13 protein-coding genes are annotated in these 13,373 nt (G+C 70.9%); 10 read left to right on the top strand and 3 right to left on the bottom strand.

Going from position 1 to position 13,373, the window contains the following annotated elements:
• Positions 1-23: 23 nt before the first annotated feature.
• A complete protein-coding gene (locus ACQPZ4_RS16100; protein WP_433061194.1) occupies positions 24-989 on the top strand; it encodes a LacI family DNA-binding transcriptional regulator in 966 nt (321 codons plus the stop codon).
• 8 nt (positions 990-997) lie between these two features.
• Here ACQPZ4_RS16100 and ACQPZ4_RS16105 read toward each other — a convergent pair whose 3' ends face one another.
• Positions 998-1,216 (bottom strand): hypothetical protein, encoded by a 219-nt coding sequence (locus ACQPZ4_RS16105; RefSeq protein WP_433061196.1) that lies wholly within the window; start codon positions 1,214-1,216, stop codon positions 998-1,000.
• Between the two features lie 54 nt (positions 1,217-1,270).
• Here ACQPZ4_RS16105 and ACQPZ4_RS16110 point away from each other — a divergent pair, with 54 nt between their 5' ends.
• The gene (locus ACQPZ4_RS16110; protein WP_433061199.1) at positions 1,271-1,930 is read left to right on the top strand and encodes an alpha/beta fold hydrolase; all 660 of its coding nucleotides are present in this window, start codon (positions 1,271-1,273) and stop codon (positions 1,928-1,930) included.
• A gap of 189 nt (positions 1,931-2,119) precedes the next feature.
• On the opposite strand, the gene ACQPZ4_RS16115 is transcribed toward ACQPZ4_RS16110, so the two are convergent.
• Positions 2,120-2,917 carry an alpha/beta hydrolase fold domain-containing protein gene (locus tag ACQPZ4_RS16115; protein WP_433061201.1) on the bottom strand — a complete coding sequence of 266 codons (798 nt, stop codon included), beginning with the start codon at positions 2,915-2,917 and terminating at the stop codon, positions 2,120-2,122.
• 113 nt (positions 2,918-3,030) lie between these two features.
• Here ACQPZ4_RS16115 and ACQPZ4_RS16120 point away from each other — a divergent pair, with 113 nt between their 5' ends.
• The 6 genes from ACQPZ4_RS16120 (at position 3,031) to ACQPZ4_RS16145 (ending at position 8,869) form a co-directional block, all read left to right on the top strand.
• Entirely contained in the window at positions 3,031-3,516 is a 486-nt protein-coding gene (locus tag ACQPZ4_RS16120; RefSeq protein ID WP_433061204.1) for a hypothetical protein, read from the top strand.
• A 247-nt stretch (positions 3,517-3,763) separates the two neighbouring features.
• Positions 3,764-4,144 carry a hypothetical protein gene (locus ACQPZ4_RS16125; RefSeq protein WP_433061207.1) on the top strand — a complete coding sequence of 127 codons (381 nt, stop codon included), beginning with the start codon at positions 3,764-3,766 and terminating at the stop codon, positions 4,142-4,144.
• Between the two features lie 326 nt (positions 4,145-4,470).
• Positions 4,471-5,166: a hypothetical protein gene (locus tag ACQPZ4_RS16130; protein ID WP_433061210.1), complete on the top strand. Its 696-nt coding sequence runs from the start codon at positions 4,471-4,473 to the stop codon at positions 5,164-5,166.
• Positions 5,167-5,202: 36 nt separating this feature from the next.
• Positions 5,203-5,652, top strand: a complete 450-nt coding sequence (locus tag ACQPZ4_RS16135; protein WP_433061213.1) for a nuclear transport factor 2 family protein — start codon at positions 5,203-5,205, stop codon at positions 5,650-5,652.
• 414 nt (positions 5,653-6,066) lie between these two features.
• Entirely contained in the window at positions 6,067-7,899 is a 1,833-nt protein-coding gene (locus tag ACQPZ4_RS16140; RefSeq protein ID WP_433061215.1) for a hypothetical protein, read from the top strand.
• Between the two features lie 55 nt (positions 7,900-7,954).
• The gene (locus tag ACQPZ4_RS16145) at positions 7,955-8,869 is read left to right on the top strand and encodes a cation diffusion facilitator family transporter (RefSeq protein WP_433061218.1); all 915 of its coding nucleotides are present in this window, start codon (positions 7,955-7,957) and stop codon (positions 8,867-8,869) included.
• On the opposite strand, the gene ACQPZ4_RS16150 is transcribed toward ACQPZ4_RS16145, so the two are convergent.
• Entirely contained in the window at positions 8,870-10,048 is a 1,179-nt protein-coding gene (locus ACQPZ4_RS16150; protein ID WP_433061221.1) for an RICIN domain-containing protein, read from the bottom strand.
• Between the two features lie 127 nt (positions 10,049-10,175).
• Between ACQPZ4_RS16150 and ACQPZ4_RS16155 the strand changes: the two genes are divergently transcribed.
• Positions 10,176-12,356 carry a CBM35 domain-containing protein gene (locus tag ACQPZ4_RS16155; RefSeq protein WP_433061224.1) on the top strand — a complete coding sequence of 727 codons (2,181 nt, stop codon included), beginning with the start codon at positions 10,176-10,178 and terminating at the stop codon, positions 12,354-12,356.
• A gap of 127 nt (positions 12,357-12,483) precedes the next feature.
• The gene (locus ACQPZ4_RS16160; protein WP_433061227.1) at positions 12,484-13,362 is read left to right on the top strand and encodes a hypothetical protein; all 879 of its coding nucleotides are present in this window, start codon (positions 12,484-12,486) and stop codon (positions 13,360-13,362) included.
• The last annotated feature ends 11 nt before the right edge of the window (positions 13,363-13,373 follow it).

Raw genomic sequence — 13,373 nt, forward strand, 5'->3', positions numbered from 1 at the left:
GCGCCGATATATACGGTCCGGCAATGGCAGTCACGATCGCGGATGTGGCCAGGCACGCCGGGGTGTCGCGGAGCACCGTGTCGTACGTGCTCAGCGGCAATCGCTCGATTTCCGCCGAGACGGTCGCGCGGGTCGAAGCGAGCATTGCCGAACTGCAGTTCCGGCCGCATGCGGGTGCGCGTTCGATCCGCACGAAACGGACCGGCGTCATCGCGATGGCCTTGCCGCTCGTGCACGGACCGCACAACGAGGTGCAGATGCCCTACGTGTGGGCCGCGCTCAACGCCGCCCAGGACGCGGGGCTCAAGCTGCTCATGCTCACCGACGATGACGGTACGAGTGCGATTCGTGACGCGGTGGGCAGTGCGCTGGTGGACGGCGTCATCCTCATGGAAGTACAGCAGCAGGATCCCCGCGCGAATCTGCTCACTTCGCTCAAGTGTCCCGCCGTCCTCGTCGGCACCCCGGACGATCCCGACGGGCTGCCGTACGTCGACTTCGACTTTGCCGCCTGTGGCCGAATGTCCGCGGAGCACCTGCTCGAACGAGGTCATACGAGCATCGGATTCCTGGGCCAGCATCCGGAGACGTACCGCCGCGGTGTCGCCTATGCGGCGCATGCGCGCGATGGAGCGCTCGACGCGCTGCGCGACGGCGGCGCCCGGGCCACGTGGACGCCGTGCGTGACATCGGCGCAAGGTGTGGCCGATGCGCTGGACGGCCTGCGCGCGCAGGACCCCGGCATCACGGCCATGGTCGTCTACAACGAGTGGGCGCTGCCGCTCGTGATCGATCGCGTCGCCGACGTGATCGATATTGTCGCTATCTGTCCGGACGACGCCGCCGACCGGCTCGCGCGTCCGATCACGTGCGTGTCGCTGCCGGTCGAGGAGCTGGCCCGCACCGCGGTCCAACGCCTCGCCGGCCTGCTCAGCAACGAGGCGCAGCCGTTCGTCACGATGCTCGCCCCGGTGCTCAAAATCCGCTGAGACGAGGATTAGGGGACTGTTCGCTCAATTGCGGCCGGCCCGAGCTCGTCGAGTTCCTGCTGCGCCCGGCGCACATTGGCCGGGGTCGGGTCGTGCCCCTCGGCGACGGCCAGGTCCTCCGCCGTCCATTCCTGGTCCGCGCCGGTACGGGCAGTGCGGTTGCCGGACGCGTCCACCGTGCGCGCCGCGGCGGGGGTCCCCGAGATGATCGGTGTGTTGTCGTCCATAGTCGGGGTGTACCCGGCCGGGCCTGGTCTAAGCGCTGTGGCACCCTGACCGGTATGGCGACCTTCGTGCTGATTCCGGGCGGTTGGCACGGCGGCTGGGCGTACAGCGCGGTGGCCGACGCCCTGCGGTCGCGTGGCCACACGCCGGTGCCGGTGACGCTGACAGGTGTGGGCGATCGTGCGCACCTCGCGCAGCCGGCGGTCAATCTGGACACGCACATCGCGGACGTTCTGGCCGTGATCGAGCAGTCCGACCTGCGCGATGTGATCCTGGTCGGCCACAGCTACGGCGGCATGGTCGTTTCCGGCGTGGCCGATCGCGCACCGGAGCGCGTGGCCGGCCTGGTGTACGTGGACGCGTACGTGCCGAACGACGGCGATTCGTGCTGGACGCTGACGACCGACGCGTTCCGGGCGACGTTCGCGGCGGGCGCTTCGGGCGACGGCTATTCGGTGCAGCCCCCGCCGCGGCTCGATCCGCGCGCAACCGCGCATCCGCTGGCGTCGCTGCTGCAGGGCATCCGGCTGCGGCATCCGATGCGACACAAGCGAACGTACGTCTTCATGACGCAGTGGCGCGCGACGCCGTTCGCGGACCTGTTCGAAAAGGTTCGCAACGACCCCGAATGGACAGTGCACACGATGCCGACGAGTCACAACGTGCTGACCACGATGCCGGTCGAATTAGCCGACCTCCTCGTCGGTACCGCCTGATCGACCGCCGTTCACCGCCGGCGGCCCGGCCGCGGCCCGGCGGCGGCGGCCCGGCCGCGGCCCGGCGGCGGCGGCCCGGCGGCGGTCCGGCTGCGGCCCGGCGGCGAGCGTCAGCGCGGCCCGGCGGCGGTCCGGCGGCGAGCGTCAGCGCGGCCCGGCGGCGGTCCGGCGGCGGTCCGGCGGCGAGCGTCAGCGCGGCCCGAACACGTCGTCGAGGAAGTCCGCGCCGGCCTCGGTGAGCGTGCCGACCTCGACGGACGCGCCGACGAAGACGTGGCCCGCGCCATCGACCGGCAGCACGTCGCACCGGATGCCCTCGGCGCGCAGGGCCTCGGCGAACCCGACGGCCTCGGGGAACGGCACGATGTCGTCCTCGGTGCCGTGCACGAGCAGGAACGGCGGTCCGTCCGCGCGAATGTTGTACAGCGGGCTGGCCATGCGCGCAACGGATGCGCGTTCGCGCAGGGGGCCACCGAACAGCACGGCCAGGTTCGTGAACGGATCGTCCTCGTCGCGCAGATGGGACAGGTCGGCCGGGCCGTACCAGAGGATGGCGGCCTGGATCGCGGTGTCGCCGGTGCCGGTGAGCGCGGCGATCGCGGCGAGCTGTCCACCCGCGGACTCGCCGAGCACCGCGAAGCGCCCGGGATCGATGCGCAGGTCCGCGGCGTGGTGGCGCAGCCAGCGGACGGCCGCCTCGATGTCGGCCTGCGGCGCGGGGTACGTGGCCTCGGACGCGAGCCGGTAGTCGACGTCGGCGACGGCGTACCCGCGGGCGACCATGCGCTCGTGGAACTGCTGATCGACCGTCCAGATGCGACTGCCGGTCATCCAGCCCCCGCCGTGCACCCACAACACGACCGGAAACGGCCCGTCGCCGGGCGGGACGTGCAGGTCGAGCATCAGCGGCCGGTATCCGAGCGGCGTCGACACGACACAGTTCGTATGGGTGAGCGTTGTGCGCACCGCGGGGATGGGCTGGAACATCGAGCCATCCTCGCACGCGGAGCGGTTCGGGGGCGGCCCGCCGGACGGCGGGTACCGTTGGTCACGAGACGTGGTGATTTGTCCAGTGACCGTACTCCGCTAGGGGGTCACCGATGAGTTTGCTCACGACGTCAGCGGCGTCCATCCACCAGCTCGGCGCGGCCGCGGCGCTTGTCGGCGGTCCGCAGCGGGGCAAGGGGCTGTGGGGCAGGTTCGACCTCGCGGCGAATGCGATGCTGGCCGGGGGCTGGGTGATCGAGCAGCACACGCTCAGGACGCAGCGGCACCTGGACCGGCCTACGGACGACGCGGTGCGGCTGAAGGACTTCGCCGTGGCCGGTTCCGCGCTCACCAACCTGGCCGGGATCGCGGCCGGGCAACTCGTCGAGCGCGAGTTTCCGCAGGGCGTGCCGCTGGACGAGGACGGCAACCTCGCGCCGGAGACGTCGGCGCGCGGGCAGCGCTACTACCGCTGGTACACCGCGATGCGAACACTCAACCGCACGTTCGCGGCGGCGGCCATCGGGTTCACACCGCGCGTGAACTTCAACGTCCTGCGCTCGTATCGGCCCGGAACGGTCTTCCGGCTGTTCACGTGACGTGAGCTCTATCTACGTGACGTGGGCTCTATCTACGTGACGTGGGCTCTATCTACGTGACGTGGGCTCTATCTACGTGACGTGGGCTCTATCAACGTGACGTGGGCTCTATCAACGTGACGAGAGCTTGTCTGCGTGACGCGAGCTTTGTCTACGTGACGCGAGTTCTGTCTACGTGACGAGTCTGTTCACGTGACGAGCGATTCCCTGACGAGCTGTCCAGCTGACGAAACGGACGGTGTCCATCATGACGATCGCGCAGACGACGGCCGCCTCGATCGGGCGGCTCGGACTGGCCGCGGCGGCGTTCGGCCGGCCGGGCAAGCACGACCTGCTGCTCAACGCGGCCATTGCGACCGGCTGGCTGAGTGAACGGCGCACATTGTACGGACGGTCGCTCGCCAAGGACGCGAAGATCATGGTCACGGCGAAGGAGGTGCTCGTGGCCGGCACCGTGCTCACCGGCGCCGCGAACCTGCTCGCTTCGAACGGGCCGCGGCGCGCATCGATGCTCAAGTGGAACCGCATCTTCGCGCTGCTCGGCGTGACCGCGACGCCGTTCATCAACTTCGCGCTGTTCGACTCGTATCACCCGCACCCGGTGCGCAGCTTCCTGGCGCCCTGGTAGCACGTCGCCGCGGGAGTCGGACGAGAACGCGTCGCCGCGGGGGTCGTGACCAGAGCGTGTCGCCGCGGGGGCCGAACGAGAGCCTGTCGCGCGCGGGAGTTGGACGAGGGCGTGTCGCCGCGGGGGTCGCGACTAGAGCACGTCGCCGCGGGGGGTCGGACGAGAGCGTGTCGCCGCGGGGCTCGCGACTGGAGCGTGTCGCCGCGGGGCTCGCGACTGGAGCGTGTCGCCGCGGGGTCGGGCGAGAGCGCATCGCCGCGGCGGCGGGGGTGAACGCGTCGGCTCGGTACGCCCCCGGGAGGGCGGTGGCCTGGTAGGAAGGGGCCGTGGCCAACATCGCCAGCGTGTTCGTGCGGGTGCAGCCGCTCGCCGGGGTCGAGGTGGCGGCGGACGAGGTGCTCGGGCTGCTCATGAGTCCCGAGCGGGGCAGCTACCACGTGCCGGTGTGGCGACGGGCCGCGGACGGGGTCGTCGACCTGCAGTACGGCGCGCGGTGGTCCGGGGTGTCCGCGGTCGAGCAGATCTGGGACGGGATCGGGGCGCGGCTGCGGTCGGTGTGGGTGCGGTACCTCGACAGCGGGGACGACTTCGACCGGATCGGGCATCGGAGCGCCGGCATGGTCGGGGGTGTCGATTGGCGGATCTGCGAGTACTGGTACGACGAGGTGCGCCTGATCCCGGCCGGCGGCGGGGAACCGTGGCGCGCCGAGGGGCTGTGGTTCCGCCGGGCCGAGAATGACCGTTCGGTGCTCGGCGATGTGGAGATGGACAGTCCGACCACGCCGGCGTCGGCGTACCCGCACCGCGACTTTCTCGGCCAGTGGCGCAGCTACGGCGTGGCCGACGAGGTGCTCGATGCGATCGACGTCTCGGCGCTCGAGCGGGCGGAGCTGTTGTTCCAGGGGCGTCCGGTCGAGGTCGCGCAGCGGGTCGGGCCGGGGCCGGGCCGGGCCTGGGCGCGGTGGTCGCTCGACGACTGGGGCAGCTGCGCCGATGCCGAGTACGTGGAGCACTTCGGGTAGCTGAACCGGACCGGCCGTTCGTGCGTGGGGCAGGGCATGACGGCAAGCGATGACGGGGAACTGGCGGAGCTCGTGCGGCGGGTGCGCGAGGCGGCGGCGGTGTTCATTCGGGGCGACATTCGCGCATATGTGCAGCTGTTGCCGCACGCGGACGACTATTCGCTCATGTCGCCGTACGGCGGGTTCGCGCACGGGTTCGACCACTCCGACGCCTCGCTCGACGCGACCTCCGCGTGGTTTCAGGGCGGCGAGGCGGAGCTCGAAGTCGTGCAGACCTACCGGGCCGGCGACATGGCGGTGATCGCGGCGATCGAACGCCAGCGCGGGGTGGTCGGCGGGCTGCCGGAGCAGGACTGGTCGCTGCGGGTCACGCTGGTCTTCCGGCGCGACGAGGGGGAGTGGCGGCTCGTGCACCGGCACGCGGACGCGCTTGTCCATTCGATCAGTCACGCGCAGCTTGCCGTGCTCGCTCGCGGCGCGGCCTAGACGTGCGGCAGGTTCGACGGTCGGCCCGGGCGGTACGATCGCTGCGCTGTGCATCGATGACGTTCGGTGACCGGGGGTGGCGGCGTGGCCGATCGCGAGGGGGAACAATCGCCCTGGGCCCGGCCCCAGCCGGATGAGAGCGCACCGTTCGAACGACCATCGCCCTGGGCGTCGCCGCCGACGCGCTCCGCGGACAGGACCGAGCAGCCGGCGCGCTCCGTCGACGGTGCCGATCCGCCGGTGCGGTCCACCGACGGGGCTGAGCCGCTGACGTGGTCCGGCGACGAGACGGAACCGCTGAGGCGGTCCGTTGGCCGGGCTGAGCAGGGGCAAGTCGCGCCGGCGCCGGTCCGGGGCCGTCGTCCGGAGGGGTCCGAACCGCCACCGGCACAAGGTGGGGGCGGCCCAGGGCGGTTGCGAATCGGGCTGATCGCGGGTGGGCTGGCCCTCGCCGTCGCGGCCGTCGGTGTGGTGGCGATCGTCGGACTGCTCGGCCGTGAGCACCGAACGAACGTCACCGACGTCGGTGCGGCGGTGCGGGCGATCGGGGGCGCACACGGTACAACAGCGGCCCTGACCTTTGGCGATCGCAATGGAGCGCTGGTCGATGCCGAGTTCACCGTCACCGCGGACGGGCTCGGGGCCGGTGTCGTGAGCGATCCCGGCGGTGGGCGGGCCGAAGTGCGCACGAACGGAACGCGGACGGTCGTGCGCGCGGACGTCGGTTGGTGGTCGCGGCGGGCGCCCGGGCAGGCGTCGGCGCTCGCGGACCGGTGGATCCTGCCGAAGGACGGGCTGATCCTGCCGATCGACATCACGCGCGCGCTGACGCCCAAGGGGATGGCCGAATCCGTACGTTTCGCCGCGGCCGGGCATCCCAAGGTGCGCGGTACCGTGCCGTGGCAGGGCAAGGACGCCGATGTCATCGACAACGACGACTGGCTGTTGCTCGTCACGCGCAGTGAACCGCGCGCCGTGGTGTGGTTCGGCGGCCATCTGACCGGATTCGGGCCGCTGCAACCGGCCGCATTGCACGAACGCGCATCGGCGCCCGTGCGGCCCGCCGTGCTGCGGGAGCGGGGGACGGTGCGGTTCGGGCCGGTGTATCAGCCGAGCAATGTGCCGCCGTACGTCGGGGTGGCGCTGTCCGTGCCGGATGACGCCACCCTCGCCAAGGTGCGTGACCAGGTCGGACAGGTGCTGCCGCCGCCGGACAAGGCGGCCGCCGCCGACGCGCCCGAGGCGCCGGCCGTGCAGGATGCCGTGCGGCTCACGGCGCCGCGGTTCTCGGTGCAGCCCGACGACGGCGGGTGTGTGCGCGGGCAGTGCTCGTGGAGTGTGCGCATCGTCAACGTCGGGGACGCGCCGTGTGACGTGACGGTGCTCGCTTCGGTCGATCCGGGCATGGGACTGCGCACTTCGAAGCTCGGCGTGCTCACCCCGGGGCAGGCCGCGACCACGCCGGTGATGACGTTCGCCGATCCGGGGCGCAAGACAACGGCCCATGCGCAGGTGTACTGCCCGGCGCTCGACGGACTCGATCCCGCACCCCGGCAGCGGCTGGCCGCGCTCGGGTTCGATCCGTCGCTGTCGGGGCGGGTGCGGGAGCTCGATCCGGCGCTGCAGACGATCCTGCTCGGGGCGGCCGACGCGATGGTGCGCGGGCGGGGTTCGCTCACGCCGCAGGATCGACAGCTGTTCACCGCCGCGCTCGAACTGAGCGTTTCCGGTCAGCTGATCCCGGAGATGCAGGCGATCACCGGGTCCGGGCGGGTCGAGAACCTGGCCGCGCTCACCGGGATCCTGCGCAATGCGTCCGGCGCGGCGCCGGCCGGCGAGCAGTTGGCCTTCCGGCGCGAGCTCGAGTTCGCCGCGAACCTGCTCAGGAACGACGGAAACGCGCACCTGCGGCTGAACGAACAGACACCGACGCTGGTGGATGCGCGAACGAACACGACGTACCGGCTGGCGGTCGTCACCGGGGACGGCGTGCTGCCCGCGGCCGGCGCCGCCACGGGCGGACCGGCGAACGGCGAGGTCCTGGTCGTCTATCTGGAGCCGACCCGGCCCGAGCACGACCTCGACCGGGCCGGGTTCGTGAGCCTGCTCAGAGCCAGGGGCGACGCCGCCGGCGCGCTGTGCCCCGCCGGCCAGCCCGCCGTTGGCGGGTTGGTGCTGGTCAACCGGCACGGCGAGGAGCGCTGGAGCGCCGCTCAGCTGCACGAACTGGACAGTCGCTGTCCTTGACGCCAAAGTTAGGGTAGCCTCATATGCGGAGTCACGCATATGTGAGGGGCGAGCGATGGGGCACGGGCACGATCACGCGGTACACGGGCACGCCGACCGGCGATGGCTCGGGCTCGCGCTCGGCCTGATCGGCGCGTTCATGGCGGCCGAGGTCGTGGTGGGCATCGCCGCGCGTTCGCTCGCGCTGCTCTCCGACGCTGCTCATATGCTCACCGACGCCGGTGCGATCGTGCTCGCTCTGGTGGCCATGCGGCTGGCGGAACGGCCGGCGAAAGGCGGGTACACCTTCGGCTTGAAACGGGCCGAGATCCTCTCCGCCCAGGCCAACGGGCTCACGATGCTGCTGCTCGCGGCGTGGCTGGCCGTCGAGGCCGTGCGACGGCTGATCCACCCGCCGGCCGTCGAGGGCGGGCTGGTGCTGGTCACCGCGCTGGCCGGAGTGGTCGTCAACGTGGCCGCGGCGTGGGCGATGTCGCGCGCGAACCGTTCGAGCCTGAACATCGAGGGCGCGTTCCAGCATGTGCTCAACGACCTGTACGCGTTCATCGCCACGGCCGTCGCCGGACTCATCGTCGTGACGACCGGATTCGCGCGCGCGGATGCGATCGCCACGCTCGTCGTCGTCGCGCTCATGGTCAAGGCCGGGATCGGGCTCGTGCGCGCGTCCGGCCGGATCTTCCTGGAGGCGGCGCCGAGCGGGATCGACCCGCCCGCGCTCGGCAGCCGGCTCGCCGCGCTGCCCGAGGTCGCCGCCGTGCACGACCTGCACGTCTGGGAGATCACGAGCGGGCAGCCGGCGCTTTCCGCGCATGTGCTCGTGGCCGAGCACGGGGACTGCCACGCCGCGCGGGTGTCCATCGAGGAACTGCTGCGCGACGAGTACCGCATCACGCACAGCACCCTGCAGGTCGACCACGCACCGCAGGGCGCCGCGAGTGCGACGCCCTGCAGCACGTACAGCGCGAACTGACTACCGCAGGCTCCACACCTGGTTCGACTGCGTCCCGCCCCCGCCGTAGCAGTCCCAGATCTGCAGGCCGGTGCCGTTGGCGGTGCCGCGGCCGGTCGCGTCCAGGCACTTGCCCGAGTTCGGGTTCACGATGGTGCCGTTGCCGTTGACCACCCACTGCTGGGCCGGGTTGCCCAGGCACGTCCACAGCCAGACCTGCGTACCGTTGGCCGTGCCCTGCCCGCGCACGTCCAGGCACTTGCCGGACTGCGGGTTGACGAACGTGTTCCCACTGCGCGTCCACTTCTGCGCGCCGCTGCCGTTGCAGTCCCACAGCTGGACCTTGGTGCCGTCCGCGGTGCCCTGCGCGTTGACGTCGACGCACCGGCCAGAACCCTGGCCGACGATGGTCTGGCCGCCGCCGGGGTTGGTGCTGCCCGACGTGCTGTAGTTGAAGTTGGTGACGGCCAGGCCCGCGCCGCCCTGCCAGGGCTCGAAGCCGGCCTGGACGCTCGTGAGCCACCAGCTGTTCTGCGCGTAGCCGCGGCCGAGCATGTCGTTGTAGAAGTCGCGCACGTTGAACGCGATCGAACCGGTGCCCGCGGTGCGCACGTACGACACCACGTTCCAGCCGATGTTGCCGAACCACACGTCCCACGTGCCGCCGGCGATGTTCACCGTGCCGACCCGTCCGCCGACCGGCTGCGGCGCCCCCGCGTGGTTGAGCCACACCATGAGCTCGGCGCCCGTGTTCTGCCCGTCGGTGCGCGCCGTCGGGTCGAACCAGATGTCGTACGCCGCGTCCCACTGCCCGCCCGCGTAGCTCATCGAGACGCTCGTGTTGACGTTCTGGAACGCGGAGTTGGACACCTGCATCGGCAGGCCGGAGCCACTCGAGCAGTTGCCGTAGTGACAGCCCGCATAGATCGACGGGTACGACCCGGGCGCGCCGTTCGTCGGCTTGTTGTGGTCCGAACGAGTCAGGCTGAAGCCGGACCCGGTCACGTTGATGCACTGGGTCGTGTCGTCGCCCCAGTTGTTGTTCTGGACGATGTACTTCCCGCCGGCGATCGAGGTCGAGCCGTACTTCTCGCAGATGGCGGTGTCGGCGTGCGCGCTCGGGGCGAAGGCGACACCGATCGTGACGGCCGCGGCGCCGGTGGCCGTGGCGAGCAGGAGTGCGCGTAAACGCTTCAGCATGTGACTCCTCGTGAGGGGCTTGGCGGTGCCCGGGACAACGAGGAACGTTAATTCCTTGTCGGGCAGTACATCCATGGTTTTCGAAACATCTTGTCCCGGTAGCGCTCCCACATCACGCTGTGCTGTCATGAGGAGACTCGTACTCGCAGGAGCCGCCACCCTGCTGGTCGCGACGTCGGTCTGGGCCGGACTTCCGCCTGCCCAGGCCGCCGACGCGACCGTCGAGGTGGTGGCCGTCGACGCGAACCAGCTGTCCGGCCCGCTCAAGAAGGCCGGCCTCGGCACGCTGTTCGGCGTCGCGTCCACCCCCGCCACGCCGCGCGACCTGATCGCCGGATCCCAGATGTACCTGAGTCAGCACCAGAGCGCGCAGGGCGACGCCAGTTACCCCACGTCGACCGAGGCCGTCGCCGCGACGCTGCGCGGGACCGGCACCAAGATGATCGGGCGCTACAACGACCTGATGGGCGGCTGGCCGTACCAGTGGAAGGGGCTCAACGACTGGATGTCCAAGGTGGACAGTGCCACCCGCTCCATCCAGAGCTACAAGGACGTCCTGTACGCCGTCGCGCCGTTCAACGAGCCGGACAACAAGCTCCAGGGCGGCTTCGGCACCGACGCGTCCATCCCGGGCGCGACCTACGATGCCAAGTTCAACTGGTTGTGGACACAGACGTTCAGGCGAATTCGCGCGATCGACCAGTCGATTCCCATCATGGGGCCGAACTTCGAGCACTATTCCGGCTGGGTTCCGGCCGAGCAGGACCGCATGCGCGCGTTCCTGGCCAACGCGGTCGCGACCGGCACCAGCCCGAACCTGATCGGCTGGCACAGCCTCGGCCCCAGCCCCGGCGACGTGCCCGAGGACCTCGCGCGCTACTACCGTCCACTGGAGACACAGCTCGGCGTGCCCGGGCGTCCGCTGCCGGTCGTGATCGAGGAGTACGGTCCCGGGACCGGCGACTTCGAGGGCGTTCCGGGGACGATGGTCAAGCACTGGGCCGAGTTCGAGCGCTCCGGTGTGGACTATGCCTCGATGGGCATCTACACCAACCCCGGGCTGCTGGGGAACACCCTGCGACGCACATACGGTACGACCGCGAAACCCAACGCGGGGTGGCAGATGATGCACTGGTACAAGTCGATGCAGAGACAGCGCGCGTTCGTGAGCCGCTGGGACACGAGGCACTACCAGGCCGCCGACGGCCTGGCCAGCTGGGATCCCGGCGCGCGCAACCTCACCGTGCTGCTCGGCGGCGAGGACGCGGACATCGATGTGGACGTCACCGGCCTGGCCGCGCGCGGACTCGGCCCGAACGTGCGCGTGCAGCTCGACGCGGCGCTGTGGGACGTCGACCCGGGCGCGGCCGATCGCACGGTCGCGCGCGGCGGCGATGCGCAGGACGCCACCTACAACCTGTTCGACAAGACGATGACGGTCGGCTCGGACGGCCATCTGCGCGTCCCGATCCGGCGCATGGAGGGCTACAACGGTTACCGCATCGTCATTTCGGCGCCGGGATCGTCCATTGTGTACCCCACGAAGTACGAAGCCGAGAACGCGACCGTCACCCATGCGATCCGGTACGGCACCGCGTCCACGACCTCCGGAGGGTACGTCGGCGGCATCGACTACGCGGACAGTTCGGTCGCGTTCAGTGTGAACGTGCCGAGCGCGGGCATCTACACGATGCGCGTCCGGTACGCGAACTCGACCACGTCCGCCGCGACGCACCTGGTCTCGGTGGACGGAAACGCGCAGGGTTCGGTGGCGTATCAGCCGACGGCCGCGGGCTGGTCGCCGGCGGAACTGCGCACTTCGAGCAAGCGTGTGCGCCTGCACGCCGGAACGAACACCATCCGGCTGGCCAAGGGCGCGGGGTACGCCGAGCTCGACGCCATCGACGTGCGCCCGGACACGCACCGGTACGAGGCCGAGCTCGCGGCGGTGACGCACGCGGGCATCCACGGCTTCCGCTGGAACGAGTTCCCGGACTTCGTCGGGGGCATCGACTACGCGGACAGCTCGGTCGGGTTCGTGGTGGACGCGCCGGCCGACGGCACGTACCGGATCGAGGTCGGCTACAACAACGGCACGGGCGCCGGTGCGACGCATGCGATCGCGGTGGACGGCAACGCGCAGGGAACGATCGCCTACGCGCCGACCGGGCACTGGTTCGACACCGCCGCGCAGGATGCGAACGAGGGGCTGGCCACCGCGACCGTCACCTTGCGCGCGGGAGCGAACAGAATCGTGCTCACGCGCGCAACGGGCTACGCGGAACTGGACTTCCTCAGACTGGCGTAACGAACGGCTGCGCGCAGCGAGCGGCTGCGCGCAGCGAGCGGCTGCGCGCAGCGAACGGCTGCGCGCAGCGAACGGCTGCGCGCACCGCTCAGGTTCATCACAGCGCATGTCGCGCAGAATCCGTGACATGTCACGGGGGGCTGCTGCGGTCGCGCTGGTGTACGCCGTGGTGCTCGGGGCGCTCGCCGCCGCGGGCGTGACCACGTTCGTCGATGTGCCGTACGCGGCGTGGCCCGCGGCCGCCGTCCTGCTCGTCGGGGCGGCGGCCGCGTTCCGCGCCGTGGTGCCACTGCTGTGGGCGGTGGCCGGACTCGCGCTGGCCGGCAGCTGCTGGGTGCTGCTCAGCCTCGTCGAGCTCGCGCTCACCGGCGCCGTGACGAACCGCGACGGCAGCCCGGGCTGGGTGGCGTTCGCCGAGCGGCTCGGGCTGGTCGCGGTGAGCGCACTGTTCACCGCGAGCGCGATCGCGCACCGGCGCCGTGTTCACGTACATGCGGCCGGCGTCACGTGTGCGTTCGAGCATCCCGAACCGCACACCGCGCCACCGCTCGTGCGCCGCATCGCCGACGCCGGATGCGCGGCCTTCCTGCCGTACTTCGTGCTGCACTTCCTCGGCGCCGCCGGCGTTCCCGGCATCGAGCCGCACGGCTTCCGCCCGCCGTGGGCCGCCGTCCTCGCGGGCGCGGCCGGGATCGGGCTCGCCTGCTTCCTGTTGCTCGGTCTCGTCCGGCCCTGGGGCATGGTGTTTCCACGGTGGACGGTGTGGCTCGCGGGCCGGCGGGTGCCGCGGTTCCTGCCGCTCGCCCCGGTCTGGCTGATCGCGCCGACGCTCGCGCTGTACGGCACCGGCAGCTTCTTCTACGGCCTGTTCAGCAAGTACGGCGTGCTCGGCCTCGGCGGTGCGGCATCGATCGCGTTCGCCGGGTACGGCTGGGCGCTGGCGATCGCGGCGGTGTCGTACCAGCAACGCACCCGACCGATCTGCCGCAGCTTCCCGACACTGTGAAAGCCGTCGTA

The organism is Dactylosporangium sp. CS-033363 (genome assembly GCF_050942475.1).
Taxonomy (GTDB): Bacteria; Actinomycetota; Actinomycetes; order Mycobacteriales; family Micromonosporaceae; genus Dactylosporangium.

Bases quoted from the DNA above. Each gene is read 5' to 3' on its own strand.
- ACQPZ4_RS16100 (WP_433061194.1), top strand. From the start codon at position 24: ATGGCAGTCACGATCGCGGATGTGGCCAGGCACGCCGGGGTGTCGCGG.
- ACQPZ4_RS16105 (WP_433061196.1), bottom strand. From the start codon at position 1,216: ATGGACGACAACACACCGATCATCTCGGGGACCCCCGCCGCGGCGCGC.
- ACQPZ4_RS16110 (WP_433061199.1), top strand. From the start codon at position 1,271: ATGGCGACCTTCGTGCTGATTCCGGGCGGTTGGCACGGCGGCTGGGCG.
- ACQPZ4_RS16115 (WP_433061201.1), bottom strand. From the start codon at position 2,917: ATGTTCCAGCCCATCCCCGCGGTGCGCACAACGCTCACCCATACGAAC.
- ACQPZ4_RS16120 (WP_433061204.1), top strand. From the start codon at position 3,031: ATGAGTTTGCTCACGACGTCAGCGGCGTCCATCCACCAGCTCGGCGCG.
- ACQPZ4_RS16125 (WP_433061207.1), top strand. From the start codon at position 3,764: ATGACGATCGCGCAGACGACGGCCGCCTCGATCGGGCGGCTCGGACTG.
- ACQPZ4_RS16135 (WP_433061213.1), top strand. From the start codon at position 5,203: ATGACGGCAAGCGATGACGGGGAACTGGCGGAGCTCGTGCGGCGGGTG.
- ACQPZ4_RS16145 (WP_433061218.1), top strand. From the start codon at position 7,955: ATGGGGCACGGGCACGATCACGCGGTACACGGGCACGCCGACCGGCGA.
- ACQPZ4_RS16150 (WP_433061221.1), bottom strand. From the start codon at position 10,048: ATGCTGAAGCGTTTACGCGCACTCCTGCTCGCCACGGCCACCGGCGCC.
- ACQPZ4_RS16155 (WP_433061224.1), top strand. From the start codon at position 10,176: ATGAGGAGACTCGTACTCGCAGGAGCCGCCACCCTGCTGGTCGCGACG.
- ACQPZ4_RS16160 (WP_433061227.1), top strand. From the start codon at position 12,484: ATGTCACGGGGGGCTGCTGCGGTCGCGCTGGTGTACGCCGTGGTGCTC.